Here is a 19,261-nt window from a genome sequence, read left to right on the forward strand (position 1 = left end):
CTCCGGCACGGCCCGGCTCCGTCCTGGAAGGACCACGAAATGATCGATGTCCGACTGACGGCGGTCAGTAAGCGCTTCGCCAAGTCGAGCGACTCCGCGGCGGTCGATGACGTCACCGTCACCATCGGAGCCGGCGAGTTCTTCACGCTGCTCGGGCCGAGCGGTTGTGGCAAGACGACGACGCTGCGCATGGTGGCCGGCTTCTACTTCCCGACCTCCGGTCACATCCACTTCGGCGACGACGACGTCACCCACTGGACGCCGAACAAGCGGGACACCGGCATGGTGTTCCAGAACTACGCGCTGTTCCCGCACATGACCGTGGCGCAGAACGTCGCGTACGGGCTCAAGGTCCGCCGGGTCTCCCGCGCCGACCAGGCCCGGCGGATCGAGGAGGCGCTCGCCCAGGTGCACCTCTCCGGGTACGGCGACCGGCGCATCGACGCGCTCTCCGGCGGCCAGCAGCAGCGGGTCGCGCTGGCGCGGGCCCTGGTCATCCGCCCGCGCACCATGCTGCTCGACGAGCCGCTGTCCAACCTCGACGCGAAGCTGCGCGAGGAGACCCGCGCCGAGATCCGGCGCATCCAGCGCGAGAGCGGCACCACCTCGATCTACGTCACGCACGACCAGGCCGAGGCGATGGCGATGTCGGACCGGATCGCGGTCATGGAATCCGGCCGGGTCCAGCAGGTCGGCACCCCGCACGAGATCTACTACAAGCCGGCGAACGCGTTCGTGGCCCGGTTCATCGGGCGCAGCAACGTGCTGAGCCTGCCGGTGACCGGCGCGACGGACTCAAGCGTCGCGGTACGCCTGCCCGGCGGCGCCACCATCGACGTCGGCGCCCCCGCCGGGCACGGGCTCGGCGCGGGCGACACCGCGCTCGTCTCCGCGCGTCCCGAGCACGTCGCGCTCGGCGGCGACGACGACACGGCGGCCATGCGCGGCCGGATCAGCCACGTCGAGTTCACCGGCATGGCCACCAACATCAGCGTCGACGTCGACGGCAACGAGGTGATGGCGGCCCTGATCGACGCGCCGGCCGGCCTCCAGCTCGGCGACGTCGTGGGTCTGCGGCTCGTACCGGAGCGCCTCTGGGTGGTCAAGCCGTGACCGCTGCGACCCGAACCGCCCCCGGCTGGGCGGTGGCCCTCGGCCGGCGCCTGGCCGGCGGGACCAACGCCCGGTGGTTCCCGTACGTGCTGGTGCTGCCGCTGGTCCTGGTGCTCTGGGGCTTCGTCGTCCAGCCGATGTTCGCCACCTTCCGCGAGAGCGTGAGCGCCAACGGCACGGACAACTACCTCCAGTTCCTCTCCTCCTCCGGGGTGGCCCGCGAGTCGCTGTTCACCTCGCTGTTCATCTCGGCCGCGAGCGTGCTGCTCTGCGGCATCGTCGGCGTGACGATGGCGTTCCTGCTCAAGCGGTTCCACTTCCGCGGCCGGCGGCTCATCGAGGCGATCATCCTGGTGCCGGCGGCCCTGCCGCCGCTGATCGGCGCGGTCTCCTTCCAGTTGCTCTACAGCAACATCGGCATCGTGCCGCGCGGCCTGCAGGCGCTGCTCGGCACCGAGAAGCCGGTCCTTGCCTTCGACGGCATCGCCGGGGTGCTCGTGGTGCACACGTTCACCATGTACCCGTTCTTCTTCCTGGCCGCGTCCGCGGCGCTGGCCGGGATGGACCCGTCGGTCGAGGAGGCGGCGTACAACCTCGGCGCGGGCCGGTTCCGCGTGTGGCGCACGGTCCTGCTGCCGATGCTCACCCCCGCGCTGATCTCGGCGTCGCTGCTGGTCTTCATGACGTCACTGGCGTCCTACACGGCGCCGCTGCTGTTCAACGTCAGCCAGACCATGACGATGCAGATCTACATCAACCGCACCAACGGCGACCTGCCGATGGCCTCGGCGTACGCCTCGGTGCTCGGCATCGTCTCGATCATCTTCCTGCTGGCGATGCGCTGGTACGAGGGACGGCGCAACTACCAGTCGCAGTCCAAGGGCATCTCGGCGGTCCGGCGGGAGATCACCAACCCGATCGGCCGCTGGCTCGCCCCGCTCGCCTCGGTGCTCGCCACGCTGGTCCTGCTCGCCCCGGTCGCCGCGATCGCGCTCGTCGCCTTCTCCGCGGACCGGTCCTGGACCACCGAGGTGCTGCCGCCGACGTACACGTTCGAGAACTTCGTCACCATCTTCACCGACCCCAAGGCGTTCGAGCCGATCCTCAACTCGGTGCAGATGAGCCTGCTCGCGGTCGTCGGCTGCGTGGTGATCGGCGTGCTCGTCGCGTACGCGGTGCGGCGGCTGAAGTTCGTCGGGCGCGGCCTGCTCGACGTGGCCGTGATGATCGCCTGGGCGCTGCCCGGCACGGTCGTGGCGATCAACCTGATCTCGGCGTTCAGCACCGGCAACGCGTTCAGCTTCGGGCAGGTGCTGGTGGGTACGTTCTGGATCCTGCCGCTGGCCTACTTCGTGCGGTTCCTGCCGATCGTGTTCCGGTCCAGCTCCGCCACGCTGGCGCTGATCGACCCGTCGCTTGAGGACGCCGCCCGCAACCTCGGCGCCTCCTGGCTGCGCGCGTTCTACACGATCACCGTGCGGCTGATGCTGCCGGGCGTGCTCGCCGGCGCGCTGCTGGCGTTCGTGCACGGCGTCGGCGAGTTCGTCGCCTCGGTGCTCATCTACACCTCGTCGACGGTGCCGATCTCGGTCGCCATCAACAACCGGATGTACAGCTTCGAGCTGGGCACTGCGGCCGCCTACGGCATGCTCCAGGTGCTGCTCATCTTCGTGGTGATGTGGTTCTCCGGGCGGCTGGAGACCAGCCGGACCGCGACCCGGAGGGCCGAGCAGTGGACGAACTGATCGAGCGGTGGCGGACCGGGGGAGGGCTGCTCCCGGTCACCCGGGTACCCGGGCACGCGTTCGCCGCCGTGACCGGGGCTGCCGACCTGGCGGTGCTGCCGGTCGGCGCGGTCGAGTGGCACGGTCCGCACCTGCCGATCGGTACCGACCTGATCCTGGCCGAGGGCTTCGCCGGGGAACTGGCCACCGGGTCGGCCCGGGCGGTGCTGTTCCCGGCCACGCCGTACGCCGCCTGCCCGGGCCAGACCCGGCAGTGGCCGGGCACCGTGGCGCTGCGGCCGGAGATCGCCGTCGGCTACCTCGCCGACGTGCTCGCCGGCATCGTCGAGGCGGGCTTCCCCCGGGTGCTCGTGGTCAACGGGCACGACGCCAACATGTCCACCGTCCGCGCCGCGATGGAGTGGGTGTCCGGCCGGCAGCGGGCCAGCATGATGCTGGTGAACTGGTTCCAGCTCGTCGGCCCGGACGAGACGGCCGAGATGTTCGGTGAGCTGCCGGCCCGGGGACACGGCGGCGCGTACGAGAGCTCAGCGGTGCTGGGCTTCGACCCGGACGCGGTGCGCCTGGACGCCGCGCCGGACCTGCCGCCGAAGCCGAAACTGCCCACCCCGTACCCGTACGTGCTCGTGGAGTCGCGGCCCGACCCGTGGCAGGGCTGGTCGGGGCATGTCTCGCTGGCCCGCGAGGAGGCCGGCGAGCGGATCCGCGTCACCGCGGGCGCCCGGCTGCGCGAACTGGTCGAGGCGTGGCTGGCCGCGCCGCTGCCCGGACCGCCCGGCGCCGACCGGCCGGGCCAGACGACCGGATGACCACGCGCGGTACGCCGCACGACAACGCACCACCTCGGGAGGCCACCATGAGCCCGTCACTGACCGTCTATCAACAGCACCACCTCCGCGTGGTGTTCGAGCACCACGTCGCAAACCTCTACCCGGCGATGGTCACGGCCAGCAAGGCCCACGTCGTCATGCTCGCCGAGCAGGGACTGATCTCCGACGAGGCCGCCGCGACGATGCTGCGCGGCCTGGTCGCCCTCGCCGGTGACCGGCCCGGGGAACTGGAGTACGACGGCAGCGTCGAGGACGTGTACTACACGCTGGAGAAGCGCCTCGCCGCCGCGGCCGGCATCGAGGTGTCGCAGCTCAGCGTGCAGCTCGCGCGCAGCCGCAACGACCTCGACGCCGGCGTCTTCCGGATGGTGCTGCGCGAGCAGCTGCTCCAGGTGCTCGACGCGCTGCTGGCCACCGGCCGTACCGTGCTGGACCGCGCGGACCGGCACGCCGACGTGGTGGTCACCGGCTACACGCACCGCCGCCCGGCCCAGCCGACGAGCATCGGGCACGTCTTCGCCGGCTACGCCGAGGCGCTGGCGGGCGAGGCGGCCGCGTACGCCGACCTGCTGGACGAGATGAACCGGTCGCCGCTGGGCTCCTGCGCCTTCGCCGGCACCGATCTGGACATCTCGCCTCGCCGGCTCGCGGACCTGCTCGGCTTCGACCAGCTGATCGTCAACTCGTACGAGGCCGTGGCCGGCGCGGACCACCTGGTCCGGGTCGCCACGCTCAACGCGCAGTCGCTCGCCACCGGCGCCCGGCTGGCCCGCACGCTGATGGACTGGCTGAGCTGGGGCTGGGTGGTCACGCCCGGCGAGTTCACCCAGGGCAGCAGCATCATGCCGCAGAAGCGCAACCCGGTGGTGCTGGAGCACCTCGTCTCGATGGCCGGCGCCGCGGCGGCCGACGCGGCGAGCGTGCTGAACAACGTCGGCGCCGCCTGGTGGGAGGACTCCAACAACGCCACCACCGACGTGCAGGCGCGGCTCTGGGACGGCGACGACCGGGCGTACCGGTTCTTCTCGCTGCTCGGCGGCCTGATCGCGAAGCTGGACCCGCTGCGCCCGCCGTCGGGCGAGGAGATCGTCGCCTCGGGCGCCACCACCACCGCCGCGGCCGACGCGCTGGCCCGCCACGGCGTGCCGTTCCGGGGCGCCCACTCGCTGCTCGGCCGCCTGGTACGCGGCGGCGCGCCCGCCACCTGGACCCGGGAGCTGGTCCGGTCCACCGCCACCGAGCTCGGTCTGACGCTCGACGACGCCGCGGTGCGGGATCTGCTGGCCGCCGCGGTCCGCCCCGAACTCGTGCTGCGCCGCGCCCAGGCCGACGGCCCCGGCGAGGCGGCCGTCCGGGACCAGGTCGGGCGACTGTCTACAATGCTCGACGCGGTGCAGGAGCGGGCGCAGGAGTTGCGCGAGCGGCTGACCCGTGCCGACACGGCTCTCGCCGAGGCGGTCGCGGCGAGGGTAGGCCCGTGACGGGGCGACAGACGCAGCTGGCCGTGGTCGCGGACGTCGTGTCGCGGCGACCACGTGATCTGGACCGACGGCCCGAAGGGCGATCTGACATCACCATGGAACGACCGGCAAATCCGCGCCTGCTCGGCATCGACTTCGGCGGCACCAAGATGGCCATCGGCGTGGGCGACGTCGACGGCCGGCTGCTCGTCTCCGAGCGCCTGCCCACCAATGCCGAGCAGGGCGCGCAGCAGGCCCTCACCCGGGCGCTGGACCGGGCCCGCGAACTCGCCGAGCAGACCGGCGGCACGATCGTCGCGGCCGGCATCGCCTCGCCCGGCGTGGTCCACGACGACGGCATCGAACTGGCGCCGAACGTGCCCGGCTGGGAGCAGCTGCGCCTGGCCGACGCGGTCCGCGCCCACCTGAGCCTGGCGCACGTGCGGGTCACCAACGACCTGAAGGCCGCCGCCTACGCCGAGCTGCGGCTCGGGGCGCTGCGCGACGCCGATCCGGGACTCGTCGTCGGGCTCGGGACCGGGGTGGCGGCGGCGGTCACCGTCAACGGCGAGGTGCTGCCGGGCCGCCACGGCGCGTCCGGCGAGATCGCGTACGGGCTGACCGACAACAGCTGGCCGCCCCGGTTGGAACCGATGCTGGAGGCGACGTTCTCCGGCCGGGCCCTGGACGAGCTGGCGCAGCGGCTGGGCGTGGACGGCCGCGCGGCCGGCCTGTGCGCGGCCGCGGAGCAGCCCGGCCCGGTCCGTGACCAGCTCCGCCTGCGCGTCGACGAGTTGGCCCGCCAACTGGTGACGTGCTGCCTGCTGCTCGATCCGCAGCGGATCGTGCTGGTCGGCAGCGTCGCGGGCAACGATCTGGTGCGGGCGCTGCTGACCGAACGGCTCACCCGGACGCTGCCGTACCCGCCGGAGATCGTGCTGTCGGACTTCGCGCAGGACGCCGCGCTGCTCGGCTCGCTCGCCATGGCCACCGAGGTCCAGCCCGCCGTGGTCTGAACGGGCCGGGCGCGCAGAACGGACCGGGCGGGGCGCGGTGGGGCGCCCCGCCCGGTCCGTTCTCGACGCAGGGGGAGAACCGGCGGCGTACCCGCGCTGGACGTGCGCCGGGCCGGGGACCGGCGGCGTCGCACCCGCAGACGGTCCCCGGCCCGGACGTGGTTCAGCCGGCGGACGCCTCGGCGCGGCGCACCACCTCGGCGGCGGCGCGTACCACCGCCCGGTCCAGCAGCCGCCCGTCGGCGTCGGTGGCCACCCCGGAGCCGCCACGTTCGGCCCGCTCCAGCGCCTCCAGCACGGCCCGCGCCGAGGCCACCTCGGCCTCGGTGGGGGTGAACACCTCGTTGATCGTCGCGATCTGCCCGGGGTGGATGGCGCTGCGGGCCCGGAAGCCCTGCCGTAGCAGCGCCCGGGTGGTCCGCTCCAGCCGTTCCGGGTCGCGCAGCGTCGTCTCGACCGGCCCCACCGGCGGGGCGATCCCGGCCGCGGCCGACGCGACGACGATCTGGGAGCGGACCGGCGCGAACTCCGCCCGGTCCGGCCCCGGCTGCAACCCCAGCTCACCGGCGAGGTCCGCCTCGCCGAGGCCGAGCCGCAGCACCCGCGGCGCGGCGGCCACCCGCGGCGCGGTGAGCACGCCCCGGGCGGTCTCGATCAGCGCCACCACCCGGAACGCCGGGGCGTCCGGGCCGAGCCGCCGCTGCACCCGGGTCAGCGCGGCGTCGACCTCAGCGAGCAGCTCCGGCTCGGCCTTCGGCACCCAGACCCCGGCCGCCGCGTTCGAGAGCACCTCGACGTCCGCCTCGACCTGGTCGCTGTTGATCCGCACCCACAGCTCAGGTCCGGACGGGGCGGCGGCGCCCAGGAACCCGGCGACCGTCTCCCGGGCCTGCGCCTTGCGGGCCGGCGTGACCGCGTCCTCCAGGTCGAGCACGAGCGCGTCCGCGCCCCGCCCGGCCGCCTTGTCCAGCAGGTCCGCCCGGTCGCCCGGCACGTACAGGTAGCTGCGCGCCACCGCCGCCATCAGTCGTTCCCCTACCGCTGCGGGCGGGCGAGGTAGCGGCCGGCCGGCTCGCCCGCGACCTTGCCGTCGACGAGCACGTGCTGCCCGCGGACGAAGGTGTCGGTGACCCGGGCGGTCAGCTCGAAGCCCTCGAACGGCGTGTACTCCTGCGTCGACTCGGAGTCCTCCGCGCGCACCGTCCAGGTCGAGTTCGGGTCGACCAGGCAGATGTCGGCGTCGTAGCCCTGCACCAGCGCGCCCTTGTTGCGCAGGCCGAAGCGCTGCGCCGGGTTCCACGAGGTCAGCTCCGCCACCCGCTGGTACGACAGGCCGCGCCGGTTGCCCTCGGTGACCAGGCCGGGCAGCAGGTACTCGGCGCCGCCGAAACCGGACTTGGCGACGAAGATGTCGTCGCGCGGCTCACCGAACTTGACCTCGTCCTTGCAGCAGGCGTGGTCGCTGACCACCCAGTCGATCTTGCCGTCCAGGAGGTACCCCCAGAGCGCCTCGACGTCGGCGCGCGGGCGCAGCGGCGGGTTGACCTTGCCGCCCAGGCCGTGCGCGGTGTCGATGTCGGCGACCAGGTGACCGATGGTCACCTCGCGGCGGAAGTCGATGTGCGGGAACGCCCGCGCCATCCGCAGCGCCGCGTCGACCGCCTTCTCCGAGGTCAGGTGCAGCAGGTTGATCTTCGGCAGCCCGGTCTCGTGCGCCAGGTACGACGCGATCGACACGGCCAGTCCTTCGGAGTGCGGCGGCCGCGACGCGTGGTACGCCTCCAGCCCGCGCAGCGTGCCGTCCTGCTCGACCTGCTTGGTGTACGCGCTCATGATCTCGGCGGTCTCGCAGTGCAGCGACAGCGAGATCTCGTCGGCCAGCTCGGGGAAACGCTCCCGGGCCGCCTGGACGCCCCGCATCACGAACTCGAAGTGGGCGTAGTCGTACCGCTCGCCCTCCGGGATCATCAGGAACGAGTTCTGGTCGGTGGACCGGCCGTGCAGGCCGTGGCTGCCGTAGAACATGAAGATCTTGAACGAGGTGACCCCGTGCTCCTCCACCAGCGACGGCACCTCGCCGATGTGCTCGCGCGACATCGGCGCCAGGTGGAAGCCGTAGTCGATGTAGGAGCGGCCCTCGGTCGCGGCCAGGACCTCGGGGAAGAAGTCCGCGTACCGGCCGCCGCGGTTGAGGTAGTACTGCCCGGTGCGCATGTAGTTCAGCGCCGTGGTGACGCCGCCCTGCACCGAGGCGCGGCTCTCCGAGACGGCGTCCTCGCTCAGCGGGTTGTAGATGCCCCAGTGCTGGTGGGCGTCGACCACGCCGGGGAAGGCGAGCCGGCCGCCGCCGTCGACGACCTGGGCGGCCCCGGCGGCGTCGATGCGCGGAGCGATCCGGCTGATCCGCCCGTCGGTGACGCCGATGTCCATCAGCTCGGGTTCGGGCCGGTCGTGCCGGACGACGCGGACGTTTGTCAACAGCAGGTCGTAGGTGCTCATGGTGTTGCTCCTCGTGCTCGGTTCAGCGGCGGTTGATCAGGCCCATCAGGCCGTGGACGTCGGGGGCCTGGTCGAGCCGGTGGACCTCGTCGGCGATGCGGGCGGCGGTGGCCTCGGGCAGGGCAGCGGCGTTGGTGCGGAACTTGACCGCCAGCTCGGCGTCGCTCAGCGGACGCTGCGGGCCGCCCCGGTTGGCCAGGACCTCCTGCACCCACTCACGTCCGTCCCGGGTGACGATGCGCAGGACCGCCGGGAACTGGTGCGGGAAGATCTTGTCGCACCGCTCGTCGGCCACCACGTCGACCCGCGCCATCAGCGCCCGCCGCTGCGGGTCGTGCGCCAGGGCGTCGGTGAAGTCGGCCAGCTCCACGCCGAGACCGCCGCCGCCGACCAGGCCGGCGGCGACCGCGTACGGGCCGCTGAACTGCGCCTCGTAGCCGGTCTGCGGAGCGCGCTTGCGCTCGATCGGCTGGCCGATGGTGCGCACCGTCGGCGTGGGCACGCCGAGCGTGATCGACTCGATCTCGTCCAGCGGCAGCCCGCGTTCGCGCAGCGCGATCGCCGCGTCGATGGCGGCGTGGGTGAAGTGGTTCGCCGGGTACGGCTTGAAGAAGATGCCGGGAACCGCCCACTCGGAGCCGAGCCCGCGGACGATCTCGTCGCCGTCGAACTCGCCGCGCAGGAACGCCTGGAAGAAGCCGAAGCGCCCCTCCAGCACGGTCGGCGGTCCGGTCACGCCGTGCCGGGCCAGCTGTGCGGCGCTGACCGCCGCGTGCGCGGCCCAGCCGCAGTGGATCCGCTTGACGGTGCCGCCGTTGCGGTTGGACTCGATCAGCCCGGCCGCCATCGAGGCGGACACCCCGAGCGCGTCGAGCGTGCCGCCCGCGTCCAGCTTCAGCAGCCGGGCCGCGGCCACCGCCCCGCCCAGCGTGCCGCAGATCGAGGTGGCGTGCTGGCCGTGCTCGAAGAAGACCGAGTTGCCGGCCGCCGGGTCGTAGCCGGCCATGCCGAGGCGTACGCACGCCTCCAGGCCCACCGCGATGGCGGCCACCGTCTCCTGCCCGGAGGCGCCGGACATCTCGGCGGCGGCGAGCGCGGCCGGCACCACTGTGGCGCTGGGGTGCAGCACCGACGGCAGGTGAGTGTCGTCGTAGTCGAGCGAGTGCGCCAGCACGCCGTTGGCGAACGCGGCCAGCGCGGCCGGGACCTTCTCGTCCACGCCGACGGCGGTGGCCTGGCCACGGCCGCCCTGCTCGGCGACGTAGGCCAGCGCGGCCTGGCTGGTCGGCAGCGGCTGCGCCGCCACGCAGAGCCCGAGCACGTCCAGCACGCGGGCCCGGACGCTGGCGACCACCTCGTCGGGCAGCGTCGCGGCGGAGGTGTCGGCGGCGAAGGCGGCCAGGTGCTGGCCCAGGGTCGGCTCAGCCATGGCTGACCACCGCCAGCGGACGCACCGGGGAGCCGGTGGCGCCGTACAGCGGCAGCGGGGCCAGGACGAAGGTGAACTCGTGCACCCCGTCGCGGGCCAGCTCCTCCAGCGCCATCGTCTCGATCAGGTAGATGCCGTGCTCCACCAGCAGGATCCGGTGCGCCGGCAGCGTGCTGTGGCCCTTGCCCGGCGGCAGGCACTCGAAGGCGATGGTGTCCGCGCCGGCCGCGTGCACGCCCCGCTGCGCCAGCCAGGTGGCGCCGTCCGCGCCGATCCCCGGTACGCCGGAGTCCTTGCCGATGTACTGGTTGCGGTCCTCGTGGTCGAACAGCCGGCCCCAGCCGCTGCGGATGAGCACCACGTCGCCCGCGCCCACCGGCGTGCCCTGCCGGGACACGGTGGCGTCCAGGTCGGCCGGGGTGATCTCGTAGCCGGCCTCGCAGCTGTCCAGGCCCAGCGTGGCGGGCACGTCCAGCAGCACGCCGCGGCGGACCATCGGCGCGACGGTGTGCACGCCCAGCTCGTCGAACCGGCCGCCGACCTGCGCCGCGGCGGCGTCGGCGCCGCCGTGCAGCCGGCCGTCCTGGGACACGTGCGCGAGGGCGTCGACGTGCGTGCCGACGTGCGTGCCCATGACCAGCAGGTCGTTGGCGGCGGAGCCGCCGTCGGCACGCACCATGTCACCGTGCCGGCGCGGCAGGGTGAGCCCGAACGCCGGGTGGTTCGGTGACTGCGGCATGCCGACGGTCAGGCGCCGGCCCAGGTCGTAGATCGTGACGCCGGCCTGCACGGCGTCGAGCAGGCGGTCGGCGGTTCTGGCAGTGGTGCCCACGGGGTTCCTCGCGTTTCGGCTGTCGGCGTCGTCAGGCGACGACGCCACGGGCTTTCAGGTCGGCGATCTCGGCCGGGTCGCAGCCGAGTTCCTCGACGAGCAGGGCGTCGGTGTCGGCGCCGGGGGAGCGGCCGGTGAAGCGGATCCGGCCCGGCGTCTCCGACATCCGCCACATGACGTTGTGCATCCGCATCGTGCCCAGATCCGGGTCGTCGACCTTCGTGATCATCTCGGTGGCCTGCACGTGCGGGTCCTCGACGATGTCCTTGGCGCTGTAGACCGGGGCCACAGCGGCGCCGGCCTCGGCGAAGGCCGCGGCCACCTCGTCGCGGGTCCGCTCACCGATCCAGGACCCGACGTACTCGTCGAGCAGGTCCGCGTGCGCCACCCGGCCGACGCCGGTGCGGAACCACGGCTCGTCGATCACCTCCGGGTGGCCCACCAGCCGCATGACCCGCTCGGCGATCGCCTGGGCGCTGGTGGAGATGGCTACCCACGAGTCGTCCTTGGTCCGGTACGTATTGCGGGGCGCGTTGTTCGTCGACCGGTTGCCCTGCCGCTGCTCCACCACGCCGAGCTGGTCGTAGACGGTGGGACCCGGGCCGACCGCGGTCATGATCGGCTCCAGCAGGCTCATGTCGATGACCTGGCCCCGGCCGCCGGAACGCTCCCGGTGCCACAGCGCCATCATCACCGCGGACGAGGTGGCGATGCCGCAGATGCTGTCGGCCAGACCGAACGCGGGCAGCGTGGGCGGGCCGTCCGCCGTGCCGGTCAGGTGGGCGAAGCCGCTCATCGCCTCGGCCAGCGTGCCGAACCCGGCGCGGGAGGCGTACGGGCCGGTCTGCCCGAAACCGGTGATCCGGGCGATCACCAGGCCGGGGTTGACCCGGTGCAGCTCCTCCGGGCCGATGCCCCAGCGCTCCAGCGTGCCCGGGCGGAAGTTCTCCACCAGCACGTCGGCCCGCTCGGCCAGCCGCAGCAGCAGCGCCGCGCCGTCCGGCGCGGACAGGTTCAGCCCGACCAGCCGCTTGTTGCGGGAGATCTCCTTCCACCACAGGGGATGGCCGTCCTTGGTCTTGCCGTGGCCACGCATGCTGTCACCCATGGTCGGGTGCTCGATCTTCACCACGTCGGCGCCGTAGTCGCCGAGGATCTGACAGCACAGCGGTCCGGCGAGAATCGTCGAGACGTCCAGCACGCGCAGGCCCGTCAGCGGTCCGTCACTCACCTGTTCCACCTCCCCAGTTCTGTTTCTGACCCGTTCGGCCGGCGGCACGCTGCGCCGGCGGCCGGAAACCCAGTTCGGCGGATATCTCCGCCGCCGCCGCGGCGACGAGCGCCCCGTGCGCGGCGCACACCTCCGGGGTGAACCGGTTCTGCGGCCCGCACAGCGAGATCGAGCCGAACACCTGCCCGGTCGCGTAGCGCACCGGCGCGGCCACGCTGCCCGCGCCGTTCTGCCGCTCGCCCATGCTCACCGCGTACCCCAGGCGGCGGACCCGGCCCAGCTCGGACCGCAACTTCGCGGTGGAGGTGATGGTGGCCGACGTGACCGCGTCCAGCGGGTGATGGTCGAGGTAGTCCTCGACCTCCGCGTCCGGCAGCGCCGCGAGGATCGCCTTCGACGACGACCCGGAGTGCAGGGCGTGGCTGGTGCCCAGGGACACCGACATGCGTACCTCGTGCGGCGAGAGCACCTGGTCGATGTAGACGCGGGTCCAGCCCTGCCGCACCGACAGCGTCGCGGTCTCGCCGGTGTCGCGCACCAGCCGGACCAGGTACCGGCGTGCGATGTCCGGCACGTCCAGCGCGCGCAGCGCGGCCAGGCCCACCGCCAGCGCGCCGCTGCCCAGCCGGTACCGCTTGGTCTCCTCGTTGAAGGTGAGGAAGCTGTCGGCCACCAGTTCCTTGAGGATCCGGTGCGCAACCGCCTTCGGCAGTCCCAGCTCCCGCGCGATCGTCGACACGCCGAGGGTCTCCGGCGCCCGTTCGGCGATGATGTTGACGATGTCGAGGGCGCGTCCGAGGCCGGAGCGGGTCCGGCCGGCGGTGGCGCTCTCGACAACCGCTGTGGTGATCATCTTCTCTCCTCCACTGTCGACGTTGGGCGGGACGGCCGGGCGTCAGGCGGGCGCGACGGGCGTCTTCCCGGGTGGCAGGCCGTCCGCCTGCCGGGGTCGCTCCCGCGCGATGACCAGCGCCACCGAGGCGAGCACCACGGCGCCGGCGAGCACCTGGCGTCCGGACAACGATTCATCCAGCACCATCATGCCGAGCAGAACCGCCACCACCGGGTTGACGTACGCGTAGGTGGACGCGAGCTGGATCGGCGCGTTGCGCAGCAGCCACGTGTAGACGCTGAAGCCGACCACCGTGGACACGAGCATCAGGTAGGTCCACGCCAGCCAGGACCGGCCCGTCACCTCGGACAGGCGGAACCCTCCCAGCTCACCGCTGGCCACGCTGGCCACCGCCACCGCGAGGCCGCCCACGAGCATCTGCCAGCCGGTGCCGACCAGGTGGTCGGCCGGCATGCGCAGCCGCTGCGACAGCGTCGAGCCCAGCGCCCACACCATCGTGGAGAGCACCACCAGCAGCATCCCGCCGAGGTGCCACCCCTGCGTCGGTACCGCGAACAGCAGCGCCAGTCCGACCACACCGCCGAGTACGCCCACGGCCGCCAGCGGGGACGGCCGCGGACCGACCACCAGCCGCAGCACCAGCACCCACAGCGGCATCCCGGCCACCAGCAGCGAGGTCAGACCCGTCGGCACGTACTGCTGGCCCAGCGCCAGCAGCGCGCTGCCGGCGCCGACCATCAGCAGCCCGCTGGCACCCACCCCGGTCCACTGCCGCCGGGGCAGCAGCAGCCCCGCCGGTCCCCGCCACAGCGCCGCCACCGCGAACAGCAGCAGCGCCGCGGCCAGGAACCGGGCCGAGGTGGCCACCAGCGGCGGAATGCTGTCCAGGGCCATCCGGTTGCCCAGGTAGGTCGAGCCCCAGATCAGGTAGACCGCGCCGAGCCCGACGGCCAGGGCCATCGGGCCGGCGGGCCGCGGCGGATCCGCCGGGTGGCGGGCCGCCGCGGGCCGGGTCAGATCAGCGGTGTCCATTTGCCCGGATCGCCACCGCGGTGTTACCCCGAAGGGCGTTCGAGTACGGACACATCCGGTCGGCCAGCTCCACCGCGCGCTCCAGGTCGGCCTGCGGGCACTGCGGCGCGGACACGTCCAGCACCACGGCGATCGCGTACCGGCCGTCGTCGGTCTGCCCCAGGGAGACCGAGGCGGTGACAGTCGTCGGACCGGGCCGCACGCCGGCCTGGCGGGCGGCGACGGCGAGCGCGCTGTCGAAGCAGGCCGCGTAGCCGGCGGCGAACAGCTCCTCCGGATCGGTGCCGGGCGCGTCCGGGCCCCGCTGGGCGGGACGGGTCAGGTCGACCCGCAGCGACCCGGTCAGCGACCGGGCGCTGCCGCCCCGGCCGCCGGACACCTCCACAGTCGCGGTGTAGACGGTGTTCGCCGGTACGACCTTCGCCTCGGACGCCGGGGTGCCGACGCTCATGCCGGCACCTCCCGTCCCAGGTCGGCGTGCACCTGCGCGGCGACCGCGTCGGCGAACGCCTCCGGCTGCTCGTCGGCCACGAAGTCGGTGCCGCCGGGAATGGTGACGAGTTCGGCACCGGGCAGCGCGGCCCGCACCTGCGGCGTCATCCGGTCCAGCAGGTCGTCGCCGCCGTGCAGCAGCACGATGGGCAGCGCGTCCAGGGCGGCCGTGTCGACGTGGTGGTCGAACACCGCCCGGTACGCGGTGGCGTAGTCCGGACCGGTCAGCAGGTACTCGGTGACCTGGCGGTTCGCCTCCTCCGGGGTCAGCGCCGGGTACAGGCCGTACACCCGGTCCCAGATCACCTTCAGGTGCCCGCCGTCGCGGTCCGGCACGTAGCCGGGCGCGTACGACCGCTTCTTCTCCGCCCGCTCCTGCTCGTCGTAGAGCGGGATGCCCTGCAGGATCAGCCGGTGCACCCGCTCCGGCGCCGACATCAGCGCCTCCGCGCCGACGATCGCGCCGGTGTGCTGCCCGAGCAGGTGCACCCGGGACAGCCCGAGGGCGTCGGCGAACTGCCACACCCCGGCCGCGTACTCCGGGATGGACCATGGGCGCGGCGGCGCGTCGGACATGCCGAAGCCCGGTGTGTCCGGGGCGATCACCCGCAGGCCGCGGCGGGCCAGCGGCTCGATCACCGCGTCGTAGGTGGCCGAGGAGAGCGGCGACTGGTGCAGGATCAGCAGCACCGGGGCGTCGGCGTCGCCGCCGTGCCGGTAGTGCACCTGACCCCACGGCACGTCGACGTAGGCGCGGCGGGCCACGCCGCGGGCCCGGGTCACTCGGCCACCGCCAGCGCCGCCATGACCTCGATGACGTGCTTGATGCCGGCCTTGTAGTCGTCCAGCCGGATGTTCTCGTTCGGGCCGTCCACGCCGGAGTCGGCGCGGGAGACGCCGACGCCGACGATGGGCCGGTCGGCGATCACGCCCTGGTTGCCGATCCACTGCGTGTACGGCTCGATGACCGGCTCGGTCCCGTACACCCGGCGGGCCGCGTCCGCGACGAGCGCGACGAACGGGTCCCGGTGGTCGGTGAGGTTGGGCCGGCTGGTCGCCATCACCTCGATGCGCAGGTCACCGAAGCCGGTCGCCGCCAGGTGGTCGCGCACGCAGCCGAGGACGCGCTCCGGGTCCTGGCCCGGCACCAGCCGGATCTCCAGCTTCGCCGAGGCGGTCGACGGGATGCCCAGCGTCACGTCGTCACGCATGTCGCCACCGGCGATACCGGCCACCGTCAGCGTCGGCACGGTCCGGATGGCCACGGCCGCGGCCTGGTCGTCGAGGTCGCCGGTGAACCGCTCGACCTGGGCCCGCTCGCGCAGGAAGTCCCCGGCGAACTCCACCTTCTCCAGCAGCGCCCGCTCCTCGTCCGTCGGCGGCCGGGCGTCGTCGGCGAAGCCGGGGATCGTCACGGTGCCGTCGGGCCGCTGCAGCTGCGCCAGGGCGGCGGCCAGGCGCGCCGTGGCGGCCGGCAGCAGCGCGGTGTTCTGGCTGGTCAGGTCGCGCGGCAGGGTCTGCGCGGTGAGCCGCAGGTAGAGCACGCCCTTCTCGGCGAGCTTGAGCAGCAGCCGGTCCTCGCCGTCGAGCCAGGAGTTCTCCCACAGCGCCGCGTCGCTGGCGAGGCGGTCGGCGTGCGCCTGCACGAAGGAGCCCAGGCCCGGGCTGTGCAGCCACTTCTTGCCCTCGAAGATGATCCGGTTGGTCACCGGCGGGGTGAGCCCCGCCAGCTTCCAGGCCGCCGCCGCGTGGATGCGGGACATGATGACCCCCTTGTCGTCGGCCACGCCCCGGGCGTAGAGCCGGCCGTCGTGGATCTCCGCCGCGTACGGCGGGCTGATCCATTCGGCGTCGTCACCGGCCGGCTCGACCTCCACGTCGTAGTGCGTGAAGTGCAGCAGCGCCTTGTCGCCCTCGCCGGCCACCTCGGCCAGCACGTACGGGTACGACTGCTCCCACGGGATGATCTCGGCCTCGCCGCCCCAGCGGCGGACCGACCCGGCGATGAACTCGGCGGTGGCCTCCATCTGCTCCGGCTCCTGGCGGCGGCTGCGGATGCGGCACAGCTGCTGGAGCTCCTCGACGAACTCGTCGAAGTGCGCGTCGACGGCCGCAAGAGCGGCCGCGGTATCCGGTTTGGGCATGGTGGTCCTCACAGAAGGGGTCGGATGGGGGAAAGTCAGTGGATGGTGACGCCGCCGTCGACGAAGATCGTCTGCCCGGTGGTCATGGCGGCGGCGTCGCTCAGCAGATAGGCGACCGCGTTGGCGACGTCCTGCGGCTGCGCCATCCGGCCCAGCGGGATGCTCGCCATCTTGTCCGCGAGGTACGCCTCGTCGCCGCGGACGTCGGAGGTCATGTCGGTGGGCACGATGGTCGGTCCGACGGCGTTGACCCGGATCCGGTCGGGCGCCCACTCCAGGGCCAGCACGCGCGCCATGTGCATCACGCCGGCCTTGCTCACGCAGTAGCCGAGCGTGTTCAGCACCGCGATGTGCCCGTTCGTGGAGCCGAGGTTCACCACCGCGCCGCCTGTCTGCCGCAGCGCCGGGTACGCGGCCTGGCACATCCGGAACGTGCCGGTGAGGTTGACGTCCAGGACGTCGGTGAAGTCCTGCTCGGACATGGTGGCCGCGGGCCCGCGCCGGACGATCCCGGCGTTGTTGACCAGCAGGTCCAGGCGGCCGTGCCGGTCCAGGACCTCGTCGACCAGAGCGGCGCAGGAGCCGGCCGACCGGATGTCCACCCGGTGCCGGGTGTGCGCGCCGCCGGACAGTTCGGCCTCGGCCCAGTCGTCGAGCAGGTCGGCCTGGGCCACTGTGGCTCCGCGCTGGGCGAGCGTCGCGGCGACGCGGGCGCCGATGCCGCGGGCCGCCCCGGTCACCACTGCCACCCGGCCGTCGAACCGGTTCGGGTCGGTGTTCATGTCTCGTGTCCTGCCTTTCCGGTCCGGCCACCGGCCGGGCGGGCGTTTCGCACGCCCGACCGGTGCCCCCAACACGTGACGGCGGTCCCGTCAACTTCCGTCACGCGCCGATCACCTTCGTGTCCTCGGCCCAGAAGGCCAGCCGCTTCTGCAGCAGCCGGATCACGAAGTGCGCCACCAGACCCATCACCGACAGCACCACGAGCACGGCGAACATGCCGGCGATGTCGAAGTTGTAGTTGGTCTGCAGCAGCAGGTAGCCCAGACCCTCCTTGGCGCCGATGAACTCGCCGACCACCGCGCCGAGGATGGCGAAGACGATGCCGATGTCCAGGCCGGCGAAGATGAACGGCAGCGCGCTGGGCAGCCGCACCATCCGGAAGATCTGCGCCTTGCTCGCGCCGAACACCGTCAGCATCTGGATCTTGTCGGCGTCGGCCGCGCGCAGACCCTCGATGACGTTCACCAGCATCGGGAAGAACGAGATCACCGCGGCCATGACCACCTTGCTGGTCAGGCCGAAACCGAACCAGACCACGAACAGCGGGGCCAGGGCGACCTTCGGCACGGTCTGGAAGGCCACGATGTACGGCATCAGGGTGGCTTCGACGATCTTGATCTGGGAGATGAACGTGCCGAGCACCAGGGCGGCGCCGACGCCGATCACGAACCCGAGCAGCGCCTCCTGCGTGGTCACCCAGAAGTGACCCCAGAACTGGTCGTCGCCGAGCTGCTGCCACAGCGACTCGACCACGCTCGACGGCAGCGGCAGGACGTACTCGTCCACGCCGAGGAGCTGGACGCCGTACTCCCAGGCCAGCACGACCACGACGAAGACCGTCGGGACCAGCCAGAGCTGGGGCTTCTCCCGCAGGTCGAACTTGCGCCGGGCGGGCCGGGCGGACGGTGCCGGTGGCTGGGCCGGCTTGCGGACCAGGTTGCTTGTTGCCATGGCTGTCCCTCGTCAGTCGATTACGCCGGCGGCGTTGAAGTGTCGGCGGATCCGTTCCACGTAGACCCCGGCCCGGTCGGACGACATGATGCCGAGGTCACGCGGCCGCTCCAGGTCGATGTCCATGACCTCCGCGATGCGGCCCGGACGGGGGCTGAGCACGACCACCCGGTCGGAGAGGAAGACCGCCTCCGGGATGGAGTGCGTGACCAGCACGATCGTCTGGTTGCTCTCCTGCCAGATGCGCAGCAGCTCCACGTTCATGTACTCGCGGGTCATCGCGTCGAGCGCGCCGAACGGCTCGTCCATCAGCAGCACCGCCGGGTCGTGCACGAGCGCGCGGCAGATGCCGGCCCGCTGCTGCATGCCGCCGCTGAGCTCGTGCGGGTACTTCTGCTCGAAGCCGTTGAGACCGACCATCTCGAGCAGTTGCTGCGCGCGTTCCCGGTGCCGGCGGGGATCCAGTCGCTGGATCTCCGCCGGCACCATCACGTTGTCGAAGATGGTGCGCCAGGGCAGCAGCGTCGGTGCCTGGAACACCATCCCGACCTCGGGAAGGGGCTTCGTCACGTCCCGCCCGGCGATCCTTACCGCGCCGCCGGTCTTCGGGCTGAGCCCGGCGAGGATCTTCAGCAAAGTGGTCTTGCCGCACCCGGACGGTCCCACGACCGAGATGAACTCGCCGCGACGTACCGTCAGGTTGATGTCGCTCAGCGCCAGGGTCGGTGCCGACTTTCGGGGCCGGTACTCCTTGTCCAGCCCGTCGATCTCGATCCAGGAGTCTTCCGACACCGATGCCGGAGCCTGCGTCTGCGCCCGGCGGGCCGTCGCCTTGATGGCCATCGAAATCC

The 19,261-nt window shown here is 72.5% G+C and carries 18 protein-coding genes; 5 read left to right on the forward strand and 13 right to left on the reverse strand.

Annotated elements, in window-relative coordinates; genetic code table 11:
* The first annotated feature begins 39 nt into the window (after window positions 1–39).
* From AMK25_RS10520 to AMK25_RS10540, 5 genes are all read left to right on the forward strand, one after another.
* Entirely contained in the window at window positions 40–1,113 is a 1,074-nt protein-coding gene (locus AMK25_RS10520) for an ABC transporter ATP-binding protein (RefSeq protein ID WP_073827977.1), read from the forward strand.
* On the forward strand, window positions 1,110–2,858 hold the full coding sequence (locus tag AMK25_RS10525; protein ID WP_073827978.1) for an ABC transporter permease: 1,749 nt from the start codon (window positions 1,110–1,112) through the stop codon (window positions 2,856–2,858). The genes AMK25_RS10520 and AMK25_RS10525 overlap by 4 nt, the downstream gene beginning before the upstream one ends.
* Window positions 2,846–3,667, forward strand: coding sequence for a creatininase family protein (locus tag AMK25_RS10530; protein ID WP_073827979.1), 822 nt, complete (start codon window positions 2,846–2,848; stop codon window positions 3,665–3,667). Before AMK25_RS10525 ends, AMK25_RS10530 begins: the two co-directional genes overlap by 13 nt.
* Window positions 3,668–3,714: 47 nt before the next feature.
* A complete protein-coding gene (locus AMK25_RS10535; protein WP_073828628.1) occupies window positions 3,715–5,169 on the forward strand; it encodes an argininosuccinate lyase in 1,455 nt (484 codons plus the stop codon).
* A gap of 95 nt (window positions 5,170–5,264) precedes the next feature.
* Complete coding sequence (locus AMK25_RS10540; RefSeq protein ID WP_073827980.1) at window positions 5,265–6,164, forward strand: ROK family protein; 900 nt, start codon at window positions 5,265–5,267, stop codon at window positions 6,162–6,164.
* A gap of 163 nt (window positions 6,165–6,327) precedes the next feature.
* Here the strand turns inward: AMK25_RS10540 and AMK25_RS10545 are convergent, their stop codons facing one another.
* From AMK25_RS10545 to AMK25_RS10605, 13 genes are all read right to left on the reverse strand, one after another.
* Window positions 6,328–7,188 carry an HpcH/HpaI aldolase/citrate lyase family protein gene (locus AMK25_RS10545; protein ID WP_073827981.1) on the reverse strand — a complete coding sequence of 287 codons (861 nt, stop codon included), beginning with the start codon at window positions 7,186–7,188 and terminating at the stop codon, window positions 6,328–6,330.
* An 11-nt stretch (window positions 7,189–7,199) separates the two neighbouring features.
* The gene (locus tag AMK25_RS10550; protein WP_073827982.1) at window positions 7,200–8,663 is read right to left on the reverse strand and encodes a dihydroorotase; all 1,464 of its coding nucleotides are present in this window, start codon (window positions 8,661–8,663) and stop codon (window positions 7,200–7,202) included.
* Between the two features lie 22 nt (window positions 8,664–8,685).
* Window positions 8,686–10,092, reverse strand: coding sequence for an MmgE/PrpD family protein (locus AMK25_RS10555; protein WP_073827983.1), 1,407 nt, complete (start codon window positions 10,090–10,092; stop codon window positions 8,686–8,688).
* Window positions 10,085–10,924: a cyclase family protein gene (locus AMK25_RS10560; RefSeq protein WP_073827984.1), complete on the reverse strand. Its 840-nt coding sequence runs from the start codon at window positions 10,922–10,924 to the stop codon at window positions 10,085–10,087. The genes AMK25_RS10555 and AMK25_RS10560 overlap by 8 nt, the downstream gene beginning before the upstream one ends.
* Window positions 10,925–10,955: 31 nt before the next feature.
* On the reverse strand, window positions 10,956–12,155 hold the full coding sequence (locus tag AMK25_RS10565) for a CaiB/BaiF CoA transferase family protein (RefSeq protein WP_073827985.1): 1,200 nt from the start codon (window positions 12,153–12,155) through the stop codon (window positions 10,956–10,958).
* Window positions 12,148–13,008: an IclR family transcriptional regulator gene (locus AMK25_RS10570; protein ID WP_073827986.1), complete on the reverse strand. Its 861-nt coding sequence runs from the start codon at window positions 13,006–13,008 to the stop codon at window positions 12,148–12,150. Before AMK25_RS10570 ends, AMK25_RS10565 begins: the two co-directional genes overlap by 8 nt.
* A 42-nt stretch (window positions 13,009–13,050) precedes the next feature.
* The gene (locus AMK25_RS10575; protein ID WP_073827987.1) at window positions 13,051–14,040 is read right to left on the reverse strand and encodes an EamA family transporter; all 990 of its coding nucleotides are present in this window, start codon (window positions 14,038–14,040) and stop codon (window positions 13,051–13,053) included.
* Entirely contained in the window at window positions 14,027–14,491 is a 465-nt protein-coding gene (locus tag AMK25_RS10580) for an Ohr family peroxiredoxin (protein ID WP_073827988.1), read from the reverse strand. The genes AMK25_RS10575 and AMK25_RS10580 overlap by 14 nt, the downstream gene beginning before the upstream one ends.
* Entirely contained in the window at window positions 14,488–15,315 is an 828-nt protein-coding gene (locus AMK25_RS10585) for an alpha/beta fold hydrolase (RefSeq protein ID WP_073827989.1), read from the reverse strand. Before AMK25_RS10585 ends, AMK25_RS10580 begins: the two co-directional genes overlap by 4 nt.
* Entirely contained in the window at window positions 15,312–16,676 is a 1,365-nt protein-coding gene (locus AMK25_RS10590; protein ID WP_073827990.1) for a M20/M25/M40 family metallo-hydrolase, read from the reverse strand. Before AMK25_RS10590 ends, AMK25_RS10585 begins: the two co-directional genes overlap by 4 nt.
* Before the next feature lie 35 nt (window positions 16,677–16,711).
* Window positions 16,712–17,458 carry an SDR family NAD(P)-dependent oxidoreductase gene (locus AMK25_RS10595; RefSeq protein WP_073827991.1) on the reverse strand — a complete coding sequence of 249 codons (747 nt, stop codon included), beginning with the start codon at window positions 17,456–17,458 and terminating at the stop codon, window positions 16,712–16,714.
* Between the two features lie 100 nt (window positions 17,459–17,558).
* Window positions 17,559–18,410 (reverse strand): ABC transporter permease, encoded by an 852-nt coding sequence (locus AMK25_RS10600; RefSeq protein ID WP_073827992.1) that lies wholly within the window; start codon window positions 18,408–18,410, stop codon window positions 17,559–17,561.
* Between the two features lie 12 nt (window positions 18,411–18,422).
* The gene (locus tag AMK25_RS10605; RefSeq protein ID WP_082930903.1) at window positions 18,423–19,253 is read right to left on the reverse strand and encodes an ABC transporter ATP-binding protein; all 831 of its coding nucleotides are present in this window, start codon (window positions 19,251–19,253) and stop codon (window positions 18,423–18,425) included.
* Between the last annotated feature and the right edge of the window lie 8 nt (window positions 19,254–19,261).

Origin of the sequence: Micromonospora sp. TSRI0369, from assembly GCF_001905625.1 — a bacterium.
Lineage (GTDB): Bacteria > Actinomycetota > Actinomycetes > Mycobacteriales > Micromonosporaceae > Micromonospora > Micromonospora echinospora_A.

Coding starts and splice junctions, on each gene's coding strand:
- AMK25_RS10555 (WP_073827983.1), bottom strand. CDS start 10,092: ATGGCTGAGCCGACCCTGGGCCAGCACCTGGCCGCCTTCGCCGCCGAC.
- AMK25_RS10550 (WP_073827982.1), bottom strand. CDS start 8,663: ATGAGCACCTACGACCTGCTGTTGACAAACGTCCGCGTCGTCCGGCAC.
- AMK25_RS10600 (WP_073827992.1), bottom strand. CDS start 18,410: ATGGCAACAAGCAACCTGGTCCGCAAGCCGGCCCAGCCACCGGCACCG.
- AMK25_RS10535 (WP_073828628.1), top strand. CDS start 3,715: ATGAGCCCGTCACTGACCGTCTATCAACAGCACCACCTCCGCGTGGTG.
- AMK25_RS10520 (WP_073827977.1), top strand. CDS start 40: ATGATCGATGTCCGACTGACGGCGGTCAGTAAGCGCTTCGCCAAGTCG.
- AMK25_RS10545 (WP_073827981.1), bottom strand. CDS start 7,188: ATGGCGGCGGTGGCGCGCAGCTACCTGTACGTGCCGGGCGACCGGGCG.
- AMK25_RS10575 (WP_073827987.1), bottom strand. CDS start 14,040: ATGGACACCGCTGATCTGACCCGGCCCGCGGCGGCCCGCCACCCGGCG.
- AMK25_RS10605 (WP_082930903.1), bottom strand. CDS start 19,253: ATGGCCATCAAGGCGACGGCCCGCCGGGCGCAGACGCAGGCTCCGGCA.
- AMK25_RS10590 (WP_073827990.1), bottom strand. CDS start 16,676: ATGCCCAAACCGGATACCGCGGCCGCTCTTGCGGCCGTCGACGCGCAC.
- AMK25_RS10570 (WP_073827986.1), bottom strand. CDS start 13,008: ATGATCACCACAGCGGTTGTCGAGAGCGCCACCGCCGGCCGGACCCGC.
- AMK25_RS10580 (WP_073827988.1), bottom strand. CDS start 14,491: ATGAGCGTCGGCACCCCGGCGTCCGAGGCGAAGGTCGTACCGGCGAAC.
- AMK25_RS10595 (WP_073827991.1), bottom strand. CDS start 17,458: ATGAACACCGACCCGAACCGGTTCGACGGCCGGGTGGCAGTGGTGACC.
- AMK25_RS10540 (WP_073827980.1), top strand. CDS start 5,265: ATGGAACGACCGGCAAATCCGCGCCTGCTCGGCATCGACTTCGGCGGC.